Source organism: Paraburkholderia sp. BR14374 (assembly GCF_040948685.1).
Classification (GTDB): domain Bacteria; phylum Pseudomonadota; class Gammaproteobacteria; order Burkholderiales; family Burkholderiaceae; genus Paraburkholderia; species Paraburkholderia youngii.
On record NZ_JBFPKF010000013.1, the window covers coordinates 123,932 to 138,417 of the forward strand.

The window sequence follows — 14,486 nt, forward strand, 5'->3', positions numbered from 1 at the left end:
ATCGGGGACGGCCCCATTTTTCATGGAGCTGTTTCGATGTCCTGGTTTCTTCTGTTGATCGCCGGGTTGCTCGAAGTCGCGTGGGCGGCCGGTCTCAAAACTTCCGAAAGTTTCACCCGTTTCTGGCCGTCCGTCTTCACGGTCGTGACCGCGCTCGGCAGCTTCGCGCTGCTCGCGCTGGCGATGCGGCAACTGCCGCTCGGCACGGCCTATGCGGTGTGGACAGGAATTGGCGCGGTCGGCGCGTTCATTTTCGGCGTCGTGATGATGGGCGACGCGCTGACGGTCGCGCGCGTCGCCAGTGCGTCGCTGATCGTGATCGGCCTCGTCGGGCTGAAGCTGTCGTCGGGGCACTGACCCTCGGCTACGTCCGCCCGGCGCGCGGCCGCCATTGCCTGTAAGCCACAGCGTGGCCTCGCCGCTCTACGTTCTGCGAATCATCGTAGCTATAATGAGACGGCAACAACGTTGAGATTGTCCGCGGCCTGGCTGGCGCGGCCGGCTTGGCAAGCCTGACGGCTTCGGCGCGGAACCCCCGCTGGTTCCCGTTCGCGGCGTCCGGCAAGCACAAAGCGCGTGGAGGCGGCCATGCTTGAATCACTTTCGCTTGCAGCGGGCCTTTCATGGGGCAGCGGTCTGCGCCTCTATCTAACGGTCCTTTTGGCCGGCGTATTAGAACGTCTTGGCCTGATTCACTTGCCGAACACATTGTCCGCGCTGTCATCGCCATGGGTGATCGGCGCGGCGGCCGTGCTGACGCTGGCCGAATTCCTCGCCGACAAGATCCCCGCGTTCGACTCGCTGTGGGACGCGATCCACACTTTCATCCGCATTCCGGCCGGCGCCGTGCTGGCCGCCGGCGCGCTCGGCCACGCCGATCCGACGCTGCTGACCGTCGCCGCGCTCGCGGGCGGCACGCTCGCCGGCACTGCGCATCTTGCGAAGGCGGGCACCCGCGCGCTGATCAATCTGTCGCCGGAACCGGTGTCGAACTTCGTCACGTCGACCGCCGAGGACGGCCTCGCGGTCGGCGGGGTACTGCTTGCGCTATTCGTGCCGCTCGCGTTTCTGGTCTTGATGGTAGGCTTTCTGCTACTCGCGGCGTGGGCATTGCCGCGATTGTGGCGTGGGGTGCAGGGCGGTTTTCGCGGCATGGCCACGCACATGGTGTCGCGATTGGCGAGGAGCAGGCACGATTGAGCGAAGCACTACCAGGATCTAAGGCGGGTTCAAGAACGCGCGCCGATACGAGACCGGCGCGCCGGCTCGGCGGCATCGATCTGTTGCGCCAGGCCATGCGGATGACGGCGCGCGACTGGCGCGCGGGCGAACTGACGATGTTGCTGCTCGCGCTCGTGCTGGCGGTCGCGGCGTTGTCGAGCGTCGGGTTTCTGGGCGACCGGCTGCATCAGGGGCTCGAGCGCGATGCGCGGCGCATGATCGCCGCCGACTTCATCGTGCGCGCCGATCATCCTGTCGATCCCCAATTCGCAGCCGAGGCGCACGCCTTGGGCCTGCGCACCGCCACCACGGCGATCTTTCCCAGCATGATCAACTCGACCGGCGCGCAGCCGGCGTCGCGGCTCGCCGCCGTCAAGGCGGTGTCGCCGGGCTATCCGTTGCGCGGCGCGCTGCGCATCGCGGCGGCGCCGGGTGCGGCCGATCATCCGGCGACGTCGATTCCGGCGCCGGCCACCGTGTGGGTCGACCAGGAATTGCTCGACGCCCTGAAGCTGAAGGTCGGCGATGCGGTGAAGGTCGGCAATCGCAGCTTCACGGTCGGCGCGCTCATCACGCGCGAGCTCGATCGCGGCTTCTCGTTCGTCAACTTTTCGCCGCGCCTGATGCTGCGCGCCGACGAAGTGCAATCGACCGGCCTGATCACGTACGGCAGCCGGGTCACGTACCGGTTGTTGGTCGCCGGGTCCGACGACGCGGTCGCGCGCTTCGCGCAGTTTGCGCATGAGCACGTCGACGCCGGCAAGATGCGCGGCGTCGCGCTCGAGTCGCTGCAGGACGGCCAGCCGCAGGTGCGTCAGACGCTCGATCGCGCGGGCCATTTCCTGACGCTCGTGTCGCTGTTGACCGCGCTGCTCGCGGCGGTCGCGATCGCGATGGCCGCGCACCGCTTCATGCGCCGGCATCTCGACGGCTGCGCGGCGATGCGCTGTCTGGGCGTGAGCCACTCCGCGCTACGGGCGTTGTTCACGCTCGAATTCGTCGGGCTCGGCGTGATCGGCGGGGTGCTCGGCGTGGCGCTCGGCTATCTGGGGCATCTCGCGCTGCTGACGTGGCTCGGCGGCCTGATCGACGTGGTGTTGCCGCAGCCGACGCTGTGGCCCGCGCTCGAAGGCGTCGCGGCCGGCCTCGTGCTGCTGCTCGGCTTCGCGCTGCCGCCGCTGGTGCCGCTCACGCGCGTGCCGCCGGTGCGTGTGCTGCGGCGTGAATGGGGCGAGGAGGGCCGCACCGCGTGGGCCGCCTACGCGTTCGGTATCGTGCTGTTCGCGGGGCTGCTGATCCTCGCCGCCGGCGAATTGAAGCTCGGCGGCATCGTCGCGGGTGGATTCGCGGGCGGGTTGCTGGTGTTCGGCGGCATCGCGCGGCTCGCGTTGTGGGGCGCGGCGCGCTTGGTGCGCAGCGAACGCGTCAATGCGGGCATCGGCTGGCGCTATGCGCTCGCGTCGCTCGAGCGGCGCAGCAGCACGAGCGCGCTGCAGATCACCGCGCTCGGCATCGGCCTGATGTGCCTGTTGCTGATCGCGATGACGCGCAACGACCTCGTGCAGGGGTGGCGTAAATCGACGCCGCCCGATGCATCCAACGAGTTCATCATCGACATCCAGCCCGATCAGCGCGACGCGGTCACGCAGTATCTGGACGCGCACGGCATCGCTGGTGTGGACTTGTCGCCGATGGTGCGTGGGCGGCTCGTCGCGATCAACGGCAAGGCAGTCAACCCGGACTCGTTCAAGGGCGCGGACGCGCGGCATCTGGTGGACCGCGAGTTCAACCTGTCGTACACGACGCAACTGCCCGACGACAACCGGATCGCCGCGGGCAGCTGGTTCGGCGATACGACGAAGCCGCAGATTTCGATCGAGCAGGGTCTCGCGAAGCTGATCAACGTGAAGCCCGGCGATGTGCTGCGCTTCGACGTGACGGGCCTGACTGTCGAGGCGCCGGTGACGAGCGTGCGCAAGCTCGATTGGGGGACGTTCAAGGTCAACTTCTTCGTGCTGATGCCGCCCGTCTCGTTGCAGGACTTCCCGGCGACGTTCATCACGAGCTTCCATCTGCCCGCGGATAAGCAGTCGACGATCGACGGCCTGATCGCCGCGTATCCCAATCTGACCGCGATCGACACCGGCCCGATCCTCGCGCAGGTGCAGCGCGTGTTGCAGCAGGTGATCGGCGCGGTGCAGTTCCTGTTCGCGTTCACGCTCGCGGCCGGCGTGCTGGTGCTGTACGCGGCGCTTGCCGGCACGCGCGACGAGCGTATGCGAGAATCCGCGCTGCTGCGCGCGCTGGGCGCATCGCATCGTCAGGTGCGGGCGGTGCAGGTGGCCGAGTTCGTCGCGGTCGGTGCGCTGGCCGGCCTGATGGCGGCGGCCGGCGCGCAGGTCATCGGCTCGCTGCTGGCCACGCACGTGTTCGAGTTTTATCTGGACTTCGATCCGTGGCTGCTGCCGGCGGGCATTGGCGCCGGTATCGCGTGTGCGGGCGTCGGCGGGTGGCTGAGTCTGCGGCATGTGTTGGCGCGGCCGGCGCTGCAATCGCTGCGCGACGCGTGAGTTTTCTTTGTGATGTTTATTCGCTGTTGAGCAGGGTATGAGCGATTTGAACGACGAAGTGTCCTCGGACAAGCCGACGGCCTTCGAACTGGTGGGCGGCGAGGCGCGCGTGCGCGAACTGGTCGACCGGTTTTACGACCTGATGGATCTCGAGGCGGATTTCGCCGGGATTCGCGCGCTGCATCCGGCATCGCTCGAGGGTTCGCGCGACAAGCTGTTCTGGTTTTTGTGCGGCTGGCTCGGCGGTCCCGATCATTACATCAGCCGCTTTGGCCATCCCCGTTTGCGCGCGCGGCATCTGCCCTTTGCGATCGCGTCGAGCGAGCGCGACCAGTGGTTGAGGTGCATGGCGTGGGCGATGGAGGACATCGGCTTGCCGGAGCCTCTGCGCGAGCGCCTGCTCGGTTCGTTCTTCGAAACCGCCGACTGGATGCGCAACCGCAATGGCTGACACGCCGCCGCACGCCACCTCGGCACCGTACTCGGTCGAAGCCGACTACGCGGCGCTCGAGCCGCGTGCGCGCGAGATTCTCGACTGCTGGTTCGGCGCGCCGGGCACGCCGGAGCACGGCACGGAGCGCAAGCTCTGGTTCAAGCGCAATGACGCCGTGGATGCGATGCTGCGCGAACGTTTCGGTAACCTGATCGATGCGGCCAACGCGGGTGAGCTCGACGCATGGCAGGCCACGCCGTTGGGCGCGTTGGCGCTCGTGATCGTGCTGGACCAGTTTTCCCGCAACTGCCATCGTGGGACGCCGCGCGCTTTCGCGACCGACAGCAAGGCGCTGCAAACCGCGCAACGAATGGTCGCGAGCGGCGCCGATCGGCTGTTGCCAGGCGTGCAGCATCGCGCGTTCGCGTATCTGCCGTTCGAGCACGATGAATCGCTCGCTAGCCAGCAGGAGTCGCTGCTGCTCTTCAAACAGCTTGCGCAGGAGCCGGGCGGTGAAGGCTACTATCAACACGCGCTGCGCCACGCGAAAGTGATCGAGCGGTTCGGCCGCTTTCCGCATCGCAACGCGTTGCTCGGACGTGAATCGAGCGACGAGGAAATCGCGTTTCTGCGCGAGCCCGGTTCGTCGTTTTGAATCAACGCGGACGCGCGCGAGGCACTCGGCCGGCGCGACGCGTTGCGCGGCTTTACTCGTCGCCGTGTATCTTGCCCGCCACCGGCGTACGCACGAACACGCGCAATAGCTCATCCGAATCACCCGGCCGCGCGCCGGACCAGAACAGCCGCCATTCGCCGGCCGGCGGCCGCGCGTTGTCGCGGCGGCTTTGCTCGATCAGCCACGTGCAGGCGGTCGTGCGCGGATCTTCGCTCGGCTGATGCACGATGCCCGTGTAGTAGAAGAGCATCGGCGCTTCGGATTCGCCGAGTCCGGAGCTCGCCATGCAGTCGCCGTCGTTCCATTCGATATCCATCTTCGCGCCGAGGTCGCGGAACACCGAGCGGTAGCTTTTCGCGTAATCGAGCCACGGGAGCAGCAGCGTGCTGACGAGCCCCCAGACGAGCATCGCGCCCGCGCACCAGCTGAGCGCGCCGCGCCATTTGCCCGCGTACTTGAACGACGGCAGCAGCCACAGCCAGCCGATCGTCAGCACCAGCGCGCCGATGATCAGCGCGGGCGAAATCGGCAGCACCCAGTCGAGCGGTAGCCAGCGGCCGAGCAGATGCAGCGACGCATGGTTGCTCGCCGGATTCGTCATGGTGGACCAGACCATCCACACCAGTGCGGCCGCGCTGCCGAACAGCACGCGGCTCGTCATATCCCAGCCGGTATGCAGGCGCGCCGGCAAGCGTTCGACGCCCTGCATCGCGACCAGCGCAAGCGGCGCGATGAACGGCAGGATGTAGAGTTCGCGGACCGTCGCCGAAGTTTGCAGCACCGCGAAACCGGTGCCCGCGAACAGCATCGGCAACGCCACGCGCGGATCGCGCCAGCGCCGCCATGCGCCACCGGCGAGCGCGGCCAGCGCGAGCGGCACGACCGGAAAACCGACGCTCAGCACGGTGCGCAGCACGAACAGGTGGCTCTCGTTTTCGGAGCCGAGCTCGGCGACCGAAAAACCGAAGAAGCGCCCGACGTTGTTATCCCACAGCCATACCTTGAAGAGCGTCTCGGAGCGCAGGTAGAAGCAGATTGGCCAGATCAGCGCGAACGGCGCGCAGACGAGCGCGGCGAGGCACAGGGCGCCCGCGAAGCCGCGGCTGCGGCATGCCGGATAGAGCAGCAGCGCCGCGCAGGTGGTGGCGCCGAACACGAGCGGCACGAACAGCCCCTTGGCAAGCAGCGACACGCCGACACCCGCGCCGAACATCGCCGCGCCGCTGAGGATCGCGTGACGCCGCGTGCGGGCATCGAGCGGTTTGATCTGCCGGGCGGCCTGAGCATGCATCGGGAAATACGAGGCCGCGCCCGGGTCGTCACGCAGATGCACGAGCACGAGTTCGAACAATCCGCAAAAGCCGAGCGCGGCGCCGGCCATCAGTGCGACGTCGGTCATCATGTCGTGCACGTGCTTGACGACGACGAGCGTGCCGCCGAACAGCGCGAGCGTGCCGATCACGCGCAGGTCGAACCAGCTCGGCGCAGCGACCGCGCGACGCGCGACCCGCGCGGTGTAGTACACCGTGAGGCCCGCGAACAGCGCGCTCGCGAGCCGTGCCGCATCGTGCAGCGGCAGATAGCGGCCGAACATCCACGCGAAGCCGGTGGCGACCCAGTCGTAGATGGGCGGCTTTTCGACGAAGGGCTGGCCGGCATTGGTCGGCACGACCAAATCGCCGGTATCGAGCATGTGCTGGACGATGCCGAATGTGTAGGTTTCGTCCTGCTTCCATGGCTCGTGGCCGAGAATGCCGGGGACGAGCCACGCGCAGAGGATCGCCAGCGCGACGAACCACAGCAGCGGACGGATCGCCGCGAGCGCGCGCCAACGCTGCAGGCCACGCGTGGCGCGGTCGGCGGAAACCGCTGAGCCCGATGCGTGCGCGGTGTCGACGCTGTGGATCGCGAGCGCCGAATCTGCGGCGTCTCCAATGGCGGGCTGGACCTGCGCGCCGGCAAACGGGTGCGCGGTGCTGGCGGTAAGCGCGGCCTCTTGCGCACGGCCCGCTTGAGCGGCCGAGGTCGTGGCCGTCGCGCTGGCATTGTGCGCGCGCCAGCGCGTGGACTGCTTGTCTTGCATGGATGTCTCTGGTCAGCGTACGCGTCGGCTTTGGCCTCGTACCTATGTTTTGCTTACGTCGCCTGCAAATGCATTCGATTCGGTCGATTGTAGCGCTGCATTATTACGGAAGGTTACAGCTGCGGGGAGGCGCTCGCATTCGATGAGCGGTTGTGTCGGTTTCACGACAAATCGACGGGGATACGTGGAACGAGAGGAGGTGTGGAGCGCGGAACAAGGTGCGGCCGTAGCGGACCGCGCTCTGCGTTCAAGGCTTGCGTGTCCACTTGCACGCGACGTTCGCTCACCGGCCGCCGGCAACGTCGAACAACGCGCCCGTCACGTACGACGACGCATCGCTGAGCAGCCATACGATGGCCTCGGCGACTTCGTCGGCGCGTCCGGGGCGGCCGAGCGGCGTGGTCGCGCCCAGTTGTGCGGCGCGTTCCGGCTTGCCGCCGCTCGCATGGATCTCGGTGTCGATCAGACCCGGACGCACCGCGTTCACGCGCACGCCCTGCGGGCCGAGTTCTTTTGCGAGGCCGATGGTCATCGTGTCGATGGCGCCTTTCGATCCCGCGTAGTCGACGTATTCGTTCGGCGAACCCAGCCGCGCCGCCGCCGAAGAAACATTGACGATTGCGCCACCCGCGCCGCCGCGCTGGGTCGACATGCGCCGCGCCGCTTCGCGTGCGCACAGATAGGCGCCGAGCACGTTGACGTCGAACACGCGTTTCAGACGCGCGAAGTCCATATCGGCGAGCTGGCTCGACGGCGCGACGATGCCGGCGTTGTTGACGAGCGCATCGATGCGGCCGAAGGATTGCTGCAGCGTATCGAACATGCCGGTCACGTCGGCTTCGTTCGCGACATCGCCGGCGATTGGCAGAGCGCGGCCGCCCGCGTGTTCGACCTCGGCGACCGTCTGCTGCGCGGCGGCGAGGTCACGCACGTAGTTCACGCCGACACACCAGCCGCGCGCGCCAAGCAGACGCGCGGTGGCGCGGCCAATGCCGCGGCTGCCGCCGGTGATCAGAACAGCTTTCGTCATCGCAACCTCGTCGTTGGGGTGATGCGTGCTCGGGGTCCGCCCTCGAGTTCGAGTTCGGCGGAACGGGATTCAGATCGCGTCGCTTTGCACTGCCGCCCATTTGTCGCGTGCGGGCGGCGCGTAACGTTGCAGCTTGCCAATCAACGCGAGCGGATCGGCGTCGATTTGCAGCATGTCGAGATAGGTCTTGCGCAGGAAGCCTTCGTCGACCGTGTGCCGAAGCAGGCGGATCAGCGGCTCGTAGAAGCCGTCGGTGTTCAGCAGCGCGACCGGCTTGCCGTGATAGCCGAGCTGCGCCCACGTGAAGACCTCGAACAGCTCCTCGAGCGTGCCCGCGCCGCCCGGCATCGCGACGAACGCATCGGATAGTTCGGCCATCATCTTCTTGCGATGATGCATGTCGGGCACCACGTGCAGCTCAGTCAGGCCGTTATGCCCCACCTCCTTGCTGACGAGCAGCTCGGGAATCACGCCGATCGCGCGGCCGCCTTCGGCCATCACGGTGTCGGCGATCACGCCCATCAGTCCGACCTTGCCGCCCCCAAACACGAGCGCGAGATCGGCCTCGACGAGGGCGCGGCCGAACGCGCGCGCCGCCTGCGCATACAACGGTTTGGCTCCCATAGAAGAGCCGCAATAGACACACACCGACTTCATGCTCAACTTTCCTTCGATTCGTTGCGAGGCGCGGCGCCTTCACGCGGCGGCAAGTAGTCGTAGAACTCGCGCTTGGGCAGTGTGCCCGATACGAGGTCGTCGAACAGCTGCCGCGAGCGGCCGCGCAGATAGGGCGCCATCAGCGAGACGATCTGCACGCTGACCTGATGCAGCTCCTCGCGGATCGCTTCCTGCTCGTTGTATTTGCGCGGATTCATCACGAACTGATATGACAGCCAGTACGTGCCGATCACACCGACGTTGGTCGCGATCACTTGCATTTCCTGCGGCGTCGCGACCATTTCGCCGTCAGCGACGAGTTGCTCGCAGAACTGGCTCGCGAAGCGCACCTTGTGGCTGATGATCTGCTTGAAATGCGTCTCGAGCGTGCGGTTGCGCGCGAGCAGGTCGTTGAGGTCGCGGTACAGGAAGCGGTAGCGCCAAGTGAAATCAACCATGTACTGCAGATACGACCACATTTCGTCGATGGTCGCACGATGGTCGTCGGGGAAACGCAGACGCTTCTCGATCTCCTGCTCGAACTGGCTGAAGATGCTGTTGATGATGTCGTCTTTGTTGCGGAAGTGGTAGTACAGGTTGCCTGGGCTGATTTCCATTTCCTCGGCGATCGTCGTCGTCGTGACGTTCGGCTCGCCGATTTCGTTGAACAGCTTCAACGACAGTTCGAGAATCCGTTCGCGCGTGCGGCGGGGAGGTTTGGCTTCCATGTCGTCCGGCCCTGGTTATGCCGGGCTGGGGCGCATGGCGGCGTGCCGCTGCTGCGTGTTCCACCCGGATGCGGTTGGTATATTGAGCTCTCCCGAACCCGCCGACACGCGGCAGGCCCCCCGAAAGGGCAGGATGAGGCGATGCGCGGATACGTTTGCGCGAGCGCTTTCCTGTGAGACCGTCAAACGATTATAAACCGAGCGTTCTAATACCCAACCGCCTGCGCGGATATTCAACCTGTTGGACATGGCCCAAGCGTGCGCTTCAACCCGCATCGAGACTCAAAGCCACGCGCGAACCCAGCCGACCGCAAGTGGCCCGACGATCACCCCCCACGTCATCACACACATGCCGAGCGCGACCATCACGGCCGCGCTGCCGAGATCCTTCGCGCGGCGGGAGAGCTCGTGACGTTCGAGCGAGATCCGGTCGATCGCCGCTTCGACGCTCGAATTGAGCAGCTCGACGATCAGCACGAGCAGCACCGAGCCGAGCAGCAGCACGCGCGACACGGGATCGACGGGCACCACGAGGCCGCACGGAATCAGGATCGCGGCCAGCGTGAGTTCCTGACGAAACGCGCTTTCCTCGCGAATCGCGACGCGAAAACCGGCCAGCGAGTTTTTCATCGCGTGCCATGCGCGCGTGAGGCCGCGGTTGCCTTTGTAGGGGTTGAAGGGCAGCGGGGCGAGCGGGTCGTCGGGGCTGAGCGGTTCGTTGGGTGCATCGTGGCCCGAGTCGCGGGCTGTGTCGTGGCTGGCGTCGCGTTGCACGCCGCCCAAGACGCTAGGGCCGCCGTTGCTGGACCTCTCGCCGTTCACCCGATGCACGGTATCCGCATGCCCGCTCACACCCGGCTCGCGGACATCGTCGAACGGTTCGATGCTCGTGGTGTCGCGGCTGGACTCGACGGCGCGCAGCGCGCCGTTCGACGCGCCTTCGGCGCTGGATCTACTGCTTCGCATGGATAGCTCCGCGCGCCGCATCACGCAGCGGCGCTTTCCTCACGATACGCCGTGGCGCGCAGTGGCTTCAAATGCGCGGCGAATTGTGCGGACGCCGCTGCCCACGAAAAGCGCTCGGCCCATGCGCGCGCATGCGATCGCTCGATCTTCAGCGCTTCGAGACAGGCCTCGCGCAGATCCTCGTGCATCGCACCGGCGCCGCCGTCGCCGAGCACGTCGATCGGGCCGGTGACCGGATACGCGGCCACCGGCGTGCCGCATGCGAGCGCTTCGAGCAGCACGAGCCCGAACGTGTCGGTGCGGCTCGGAAACACGAAGACGTCGGCGGCCGCGTAGACCTTCGCGAGTTCGGCCTGCGACAGCACGCCCAGATAGTTGACCTGCGGGTAGCGCGACTTCAGTTCGGCGAGCGCCGGACCTTCGCCCGCGACCCACTTCGAGCCGGGCAGATCGAGCTGCAAGAATGCCTCGACGTTCTTCTCGACCGCGACGCGTCCCACGTACAGGAAGATCGGCCGCGCGGTGTTGAGCACCTTCGAGTCCATCGGACGGAAGATCTCCAGATCGACGCCGCGCGTCCACAGCACGACATTGGTGAAGCCGAACTTTTCGAGGTCCTGCTTGACGACGGGCGTGGGCGCCATCACCGCGAGCGATGGCTTGTGGAACCAGTGCAGAAACTTGTAGGTCGCCGCGAGCGGGATGCGAAAGCGCGCCTGTACGTACTCGGGAAAGCGCGTGTGATACGCGGTAGTAAACGGCAGCTTGTGCTCGATTGCATATGCGCGCGCGGCCATGCCGAGCGGACCTTCGGTCGCAATGTGCAACGCATCGGGCGCGAAACGGTCGATGCGCTCGCGCAGCCGGCGGCGCGGCAGCAGCGACAGGCGTATCTCCGGATAAGTCGGGCACGGGATGGTGCGGAATTCGAGCGGTGTCAGCAGATCGACCTGATGGCCGAGCGCGGTGAGTTCGCGCCGGGTGTTCTTCAGCGTGCGCACGACGCCGTTGACCTGCGGCTCCCATGCGTCGGTGACGATCATGATCTTCATCGCGTTGTTCATCGCTGCGGGCCCTGTGGAATTGGAGAGTGGAACTGCTCAGGCAGTGGCGCGGGCTTTTTGCGTGCCCTTCTGGGGCGCGCGCAACGCGGTCCAGAAGATCACCTTGAGTTCGCCTTCATAGGTCTCGACGAGAGCCGACAGACTCTCGACCCAATCGCCATCGTTGCAATAGAGCACACCGTCGATCTCGCGCATTTCGGCCTTGTGGATGTGCCCACAGACGACGCCGTCACAGCCGCGGCGACGCGCTTCGTCGGTCATCACGGTTTCGAACGACGAGATGAAGTTGACCGCGTTCTTGACCTGATGCTTCAGGTATTGCGACAGCGACCAGTACGGGAAGCCGAGCTTGCTGCGAATCCGGTTGAACCAGCGGTTCAGCACGAGGATCATCGTGTACAGCGTGTCGCCGAGATAGGCGAGCCATTTCGCATGCTGGATCACGCCGTCGAACAAATCGCCGTGCACGATCCACAGCCGCTTGCCGGCGAGCGTCGTGTGGAACGCTTCGCCGCGCACGTGGATGTCGCCGAACGCGAGGTCGCAGAACTGGCGCGCGGCTTCGTCGTGATTGCCGGGCACGTAGATGACCTGGGTGCCTTTGCGCGCTTTGCGCAGCACTTTCTGCACGACGTCGTTGTGGGCCTGCGGCCAGTACCAGCCTTTCTTCAACTGCCAGCCGTCGATGATGTCGCCGACCAGGTACAGGTACTCCGATTCGTTGTGGCGCAGGAAGTCGAGCAGATAACCGGCCTGGCAGCCGCTCGAGCCGAGATGGATATCCGAGAGCCAGATCGTGCGATAGCGATGTGGATCGTCGTGGCCGTCGTCGGAATGATCGGCGTGGGCGTCGAGTGATGGCGTCGCCGGCAGCGGCAGGCCGTGATGAGTAGAACCCGGGGCGGGCCGGAACGCGACGGGATCGACGCTCGGACCGGTTTGACGAAACAGGGAAGTCGCGGACGTATTGGGGTCCATGGCTCACGCGTCGAGTGGCGGTGCCCGTATTGGGCCAGGCGCGAGTGACTCTGCCGTGACAGTCACGAGAAGTTCTTATTACGGAGCAGCCTTGGCGGGGCCTGTTTTTTCGTTGTTCTGGCTTTTTTGGCCTTTCCTTGCTGGCTTGTCGGTCTATTAGCGTTGCCCCTGTGCGGGGCGGTACCTACTTTCTTTGCTGCTGCAAAGAAAGTAGGCAAAGAAGACAGCTCAAACCGCCAGCTCATAAGCGGGTCCCCTGGCTTGGCAGGGGTAGTGGTGCATCTGGAATCCGTACCCCGCACATTCGACGGCAGTGACAAAGCCGTCATTCATCCCACTCCGCACTGCGTGCGTCGCGGACGGGTCAGCCGGGGAAACCGGCGGGCTTGCCCGCGCAGCGGGAGCCCTCGGCTGCGCCTCGGCGATGCGCCGAAACAACGAGTGGTTTTGGAGCGGGGATTCGGCGCGCGCAGCGCCGCCGGAAGAATGACTGCCGTGTCACGAACGCGGAATGTGCGGGAGCACGGATTCCAGATGCACCACTACCTCACGCGGACCGAGGGACCCGCTTAAGAGTTAGCGGTTTGAGCTGTCTTCTTTGCCTACTTTCTTTGCAGCAGCAAAGAAAGTAGGTGCCGCCCCGCACAGGGGCAACGCTAATAGACCGACAAGTCAGCAAGGAAAGGCCAACACCGCAAAGAACCAAGACAAAAAAGCCTCACCCCGCCAACCCGCAACGCATTCAGCACGCGCGCTAGCGCACAACCTGGACCACCCGCGTCCCCGCGAGCCGATCATGCAAAAACTGCCGCTGCGGATCGAACCGCCCACTCGCGGCCCAGACCACGAACCAGACGCCAGCAAAAACAAGCGTCTGCGGCACCCGCAAGCCAAGAAGCGGATGCACCGCCAACGGCGGCAAAAACCACAACCAGGCGAGCACATACCGCGCAATCGCCCGTCCAACGGAAACCGGCCCGCCATCAGCGCCAACAACCCGTAACCGCCAGGTTTTCATCGGCAGCGTCTGGCCACCATGCGTCCAGAACCAGACGAAATACACGCCAACCACCAAGCCAATCCAGCCGGCGAGCAGGTTGTGATGCGCGAGCCCGTTACGCTGCTGCGTCAGCGTGCTGAACAGATAGCCGGCGAGAAACACCACGCCGAAGAGAATGACCGCTTCGTAGAGCAGCGCCGCCAGCCGTCGCCGGACGGTGGGCGCCGTGCCGCCGGGCGGGGCGGCGGGCAGGCTGGGAGTGACGAGCGACTGGGACACGTAATGGGCTCGGGATCGGAATCAGGAGCCGTGGAAGATCGCCGGCGCTTCGGCCGGCGACACCGGCACCGGCGTCGCCGGCACGAAGCTGCCCGCCGCCGGAATCGCGGGGGTGGCCGGCAGCGAGGCCGCGGCCGGTGCCGAGGTGCCCGGCGCGGCGCTCGCCGCCGTGGCAGCGCTGGCGCCCGCGCCGTGCTCGCGCGCGTTCACGAACCGGTCGATGCCCTTGATCTCATTGCGAGCCGACGGCGGCGCGCTGACGACGCTGGGGCGACGCTTGCGCTCACTGGCGGCGAGCCGCTCCTTCGTTTCTTCGGGCAGTTGTTGGTACGCCTTCCACGCGTTCTGGCGCGCTTCGCGCGGCAATTCCTTCGAAACCTGGTAGTTCTCTCGCGCGACGCGGCGCTGATCGGGCGTCATGCGCACCCATTCGCTCATGTGCTCATGCAGACGCTTTTGCGCATCCGGCGACATCTTTGCGTATCGCGACGCGATCTTGATCCACTTTCGCTTGCGTTCGTCGCTGAACGAATCCCACTGCGATGCGAATGGTGCGAGAGCGACATGCTCAGCGGCGCTTAGACGCGACCACGCGAGCGGGCTGTTGCTGCCGGGCAGGCCGGGCAAGTCGACGGAAAGTGCAGGGGCGGGCGCGGGCGCGGCGACGTTGACGCCGGGCGACGGATGGCCCGCCGGGGACGGGCTCGGATGAAAGCGCGGATAGGTCGCGACGAACGACACCAGTGCCGCGATCGTGCATCCGAAAACAACGGCCAGGCCGCGCTTGTAACTCACCCGAGG

The 14,486-nt window shown here is 66.0% G+C and carries 14 protein-coding genes; 5 read left to right on the forward strand and 9 right to left on the reverse strand.

Features of this window, described 5'->3' with window-relative positions; genetic code table 11:
* The first annotated feature begins 36 nt into the window (after positions 1–36).
* The 5 genes from sugE (at position 37) to AB3X86_RS26185 (ending at position 4,879) form a co-directional block, all read left to right on the forward strand.
* Positions 37–357: a quaternary ammonium compound efflux SMR transporter SugE gene (gene sugE, locus AB3X86_RS26165; protein WP_368598253.1), complete on the forward strand. Its 321-nt coding sequence runs from the start codon at positions 37–39 to the stop codon at positions 355–357.
* A gap of 231 nt (positions 358–588) precedes the next feature.
* Complete coding sequence (locus AB3X86_RS26170) at positions 589–1,200, forward strand: DUF4126 domain-containing protein (RefSeq protein ID WP_368598254.1); 612 nt, start codon at positions 589–591, stop codon at positions 1,198–1,200.
* 101 nt (positions 1,201–1,301) lie between these two features.
* Positions 1,302–3,791 carry an ABC transporter permease gene (locus tag AB3X86_RS26175; protein ID WP_368598294.1) on the forward strand — a complete coding sequence of 830 codons (2,490 nt, stop codon included), beginning with the start codon at positions 1,302–1,304 and terminating at the stop codon, positions 3,789–3,791.
* Between the two features lie 37 nt (positions 3,792–3,828).
* Entirely contained in the window at positions 3,829–4,242 is a 414-nt protein-coding gene (locus AB3X86_RS26180) for a group II truncated hemoglobin (protein WP_176109145.1), read from the forward strand.
* Entirely contained in the window at positions 4,235–4,879 is a 645-nt protein-coding gene (locus tag AB3X86_RS26185) for a DUF924 family protein (RefSeq protein ID WP_368598255.1), read from the forward strand. The genes AB3X86_RS26180 and AB3X86_RS26185 overlap by 8 nt, the downstream gene beginning before the upstream one ends.
* A 52-nt stretch (positions 4,880–4,931) precedes the next feature.
* On the opposite strand, the gene AB3X86_RS26190 is transcribed toward AB3X86_RS26185, so the two are convergent.
* The 9 genes from AB3X86_RS26190 to AB3X86_RS26230 form a co-directional block, all read right to left on the reverse strand.
* Positions 4,932–6,983, reverse strand: a complete 2,052-nt coding sequence (locus tag AB3X86_RS26190) for an ArnT family glycosyltransferase (protein WP_368598256.1) — start codon at positions 6,981–6,983, stop codon at positions 4,932–4,934.
* Between the two features lie 283 nt (positions 6,984–7,266).
* Positions 7,267–8,013 carry an SDR family oxidoreductase gene (locus AB3X86_RS26195; RefSeq protein ID WP_368598257.1) on the reverse strand — a complete coding sequence of 249 codons (747 nt, stop codon included), beginning with the start codon at positions 8,011–8,013 and terminating at the stop codon, positions 7,267–7,269.
* Positions 8,014–8,082: 69 nt separating this feature from the next.
* On the reverse strand, positions 8,083–8,670 hold the full coding sequence (locus tag AB3X86_RS26200; protein WP_368598258.1) for a TIGR00730 family Rossman fold protein: 588 nt from the start codon (positions 8,668–8,670) through the stop codon (positions 8,083–8,085).
* A gap of 2 nt (positions 8,671–8,672) precedes the next feature.
* Complete coding sequence (locus AB3X86_RS26205; protein WP_013088915.1) at positions 8,673–9,398, reverse strand: TetR/AcrR family transcriptional regulator; 726 nt, start codon at positions 9,396–9,398, stop codon at positions 8,673–8,675.
* A 282-nt stretch (positions 9,399–9,680) separates the two neighbouring features.
* Positions 9,681–10,364: a diacylglycerol kinase gene (locus AB3X86_RS26210; RefSeq protein ID WP_368598259.1), complete on the reverse strand. Its 684-nt coding sequence runs from the start codon at positions 10,362–10,364 to the stop codon at positions 9,681–9,683.
* A gap of 20 nt (positions 10,365–10,384) precedes the next feature.
* On the reverse strand, positions 10,385–11,416 hold the full coding sequence (locus AB3X86_RS26215; protein WP_176380857.1) for a glycosyltransferase family 1 protein: 1,032 nt from the start codon (positions 11,414–11,416) through the stop codon (positions 10,385–10,387).
* A 48-nt stretch (positions 11,417–11,464) separates the two neighbouring features.
* The gene (locus tag AB3X86_RS26220; protein WP_176380815.1) at positions 11,465–12,406 is read right to left on the reverse strand and encodes a UDP-2,3-diacylglucosamine diphosphatase; all 942 of its coding nucleotides are present in this window, start codon (positions 12,404–12,406) and stop codon (positions 11,465–11,467) included.
* 754 nt (positions 12,407–13,160) lie between these two features.
* Positions 13,161–13,685, reverse strand: coding sequence for an RDD family protein (locus tag AB3X86_RS26225; protein ID WP_368598260.1), 525 nt, complete (start codon positions 13,683–13,685; stop codon positions 13,161–13,163).
* 21 nt (positions 13,686–13,706) lie between these two features.
* Positions 13,707–14,480, reverse strand: coding sequence for a DUF3106 domain-containing protein (locus AB3X86_RS26230; RefSeq protein WP_368598261.1), 774 nt, complete (start codon positions 14,478–14,480; stop codon positions 13,707–13,709).
* Between the last annotated feature and the right edge of the window lie 6 nt (positions 14,481–14,486).

Coding starts and splice junctions, on each gene's coding strand:
- AB3X86_RS26185 (WP_368598255.1), top strand. CDS start 4,235: ATGGCTGACACGCCGCCGCACGCCACCTCGGCACCGTACTCGGTCGAA.
- AB3X86_RS26220 (WP_176380815.1), bottom strand. CDS start 12,406: ATGGACCCCAATACGTCCGCGACTTCCCTGTTTCGTCAAACCGGTCCG.
- AB3X86_RS26210 (WP_368598259.1), bottom strand. CDS start 10,364: ATGCGAAGCAGTAGATCCAGCGCCGAAGGCGCGTCGAACGGCGCGCTG.
- AB3X86_RS26180 (WP_176109145.1), top strand. CDS start 3,829: ATGAGCGATTTGAACGACGAAGTGTCCTCGGACAAGCCGACGGCCTTC.
- AB3X86_RS26200 (WP_368598258.1), bottom strand. CDS start 8,670: ATGAAGTCGGTGTGTGTCTATTGCGGCTCTTCTATGGGAGCCAAACCG.
- sugE (WP_368598253.1), top strand. CDS start 37: ATGTCCTGGTTTCTTCTGTTGATCGCCGGGTTGCTCGAAGTCGCGTGG.
- AB3X86_RS26190 (WP_368598256.1), bottom strand. CDS start 6,983: ATGCAAGACAAGCAGTCCACGCGCTGGCGCGCGCACAATGCCAGCGCG.
- AB3X86_RS26175 (WP_368598294.1), top strand. CDS start 1,302: ATGACGGCGCGCGACTGGCGCGCGGGCGAACTGACGATGTTGCTGCTC.
- AB3X86_RS26215 (WP_176380857.1), bottom strand. CDS start 11,416: ATGAAGATCATGATCGTCACCGACGCATGGGAGCCGCAGGTCAACGGC.
- AB3X86_RS26170 (WP_368598254.1), top strand. CDS start 589: ATGCTTGAATCACTTTCGCTTGCAGCGGGCCTTTCATGGGGCAGCGGT.
- AB3X86_RS26205 (WP_013088915.1), bottom strand. CDS start 9,398: ATGGAAGCCAAACCTCCCCGCCGCACGCGCGAACGGATTCTCGAACTG.
- AB3X86_RS26195 (WP_368598257.1), bottom strand. CDS start 8,013: ATGACGAAAGCTGTTCTGATCACCGGCGGCAGCCGCGGCATTGGCCGC.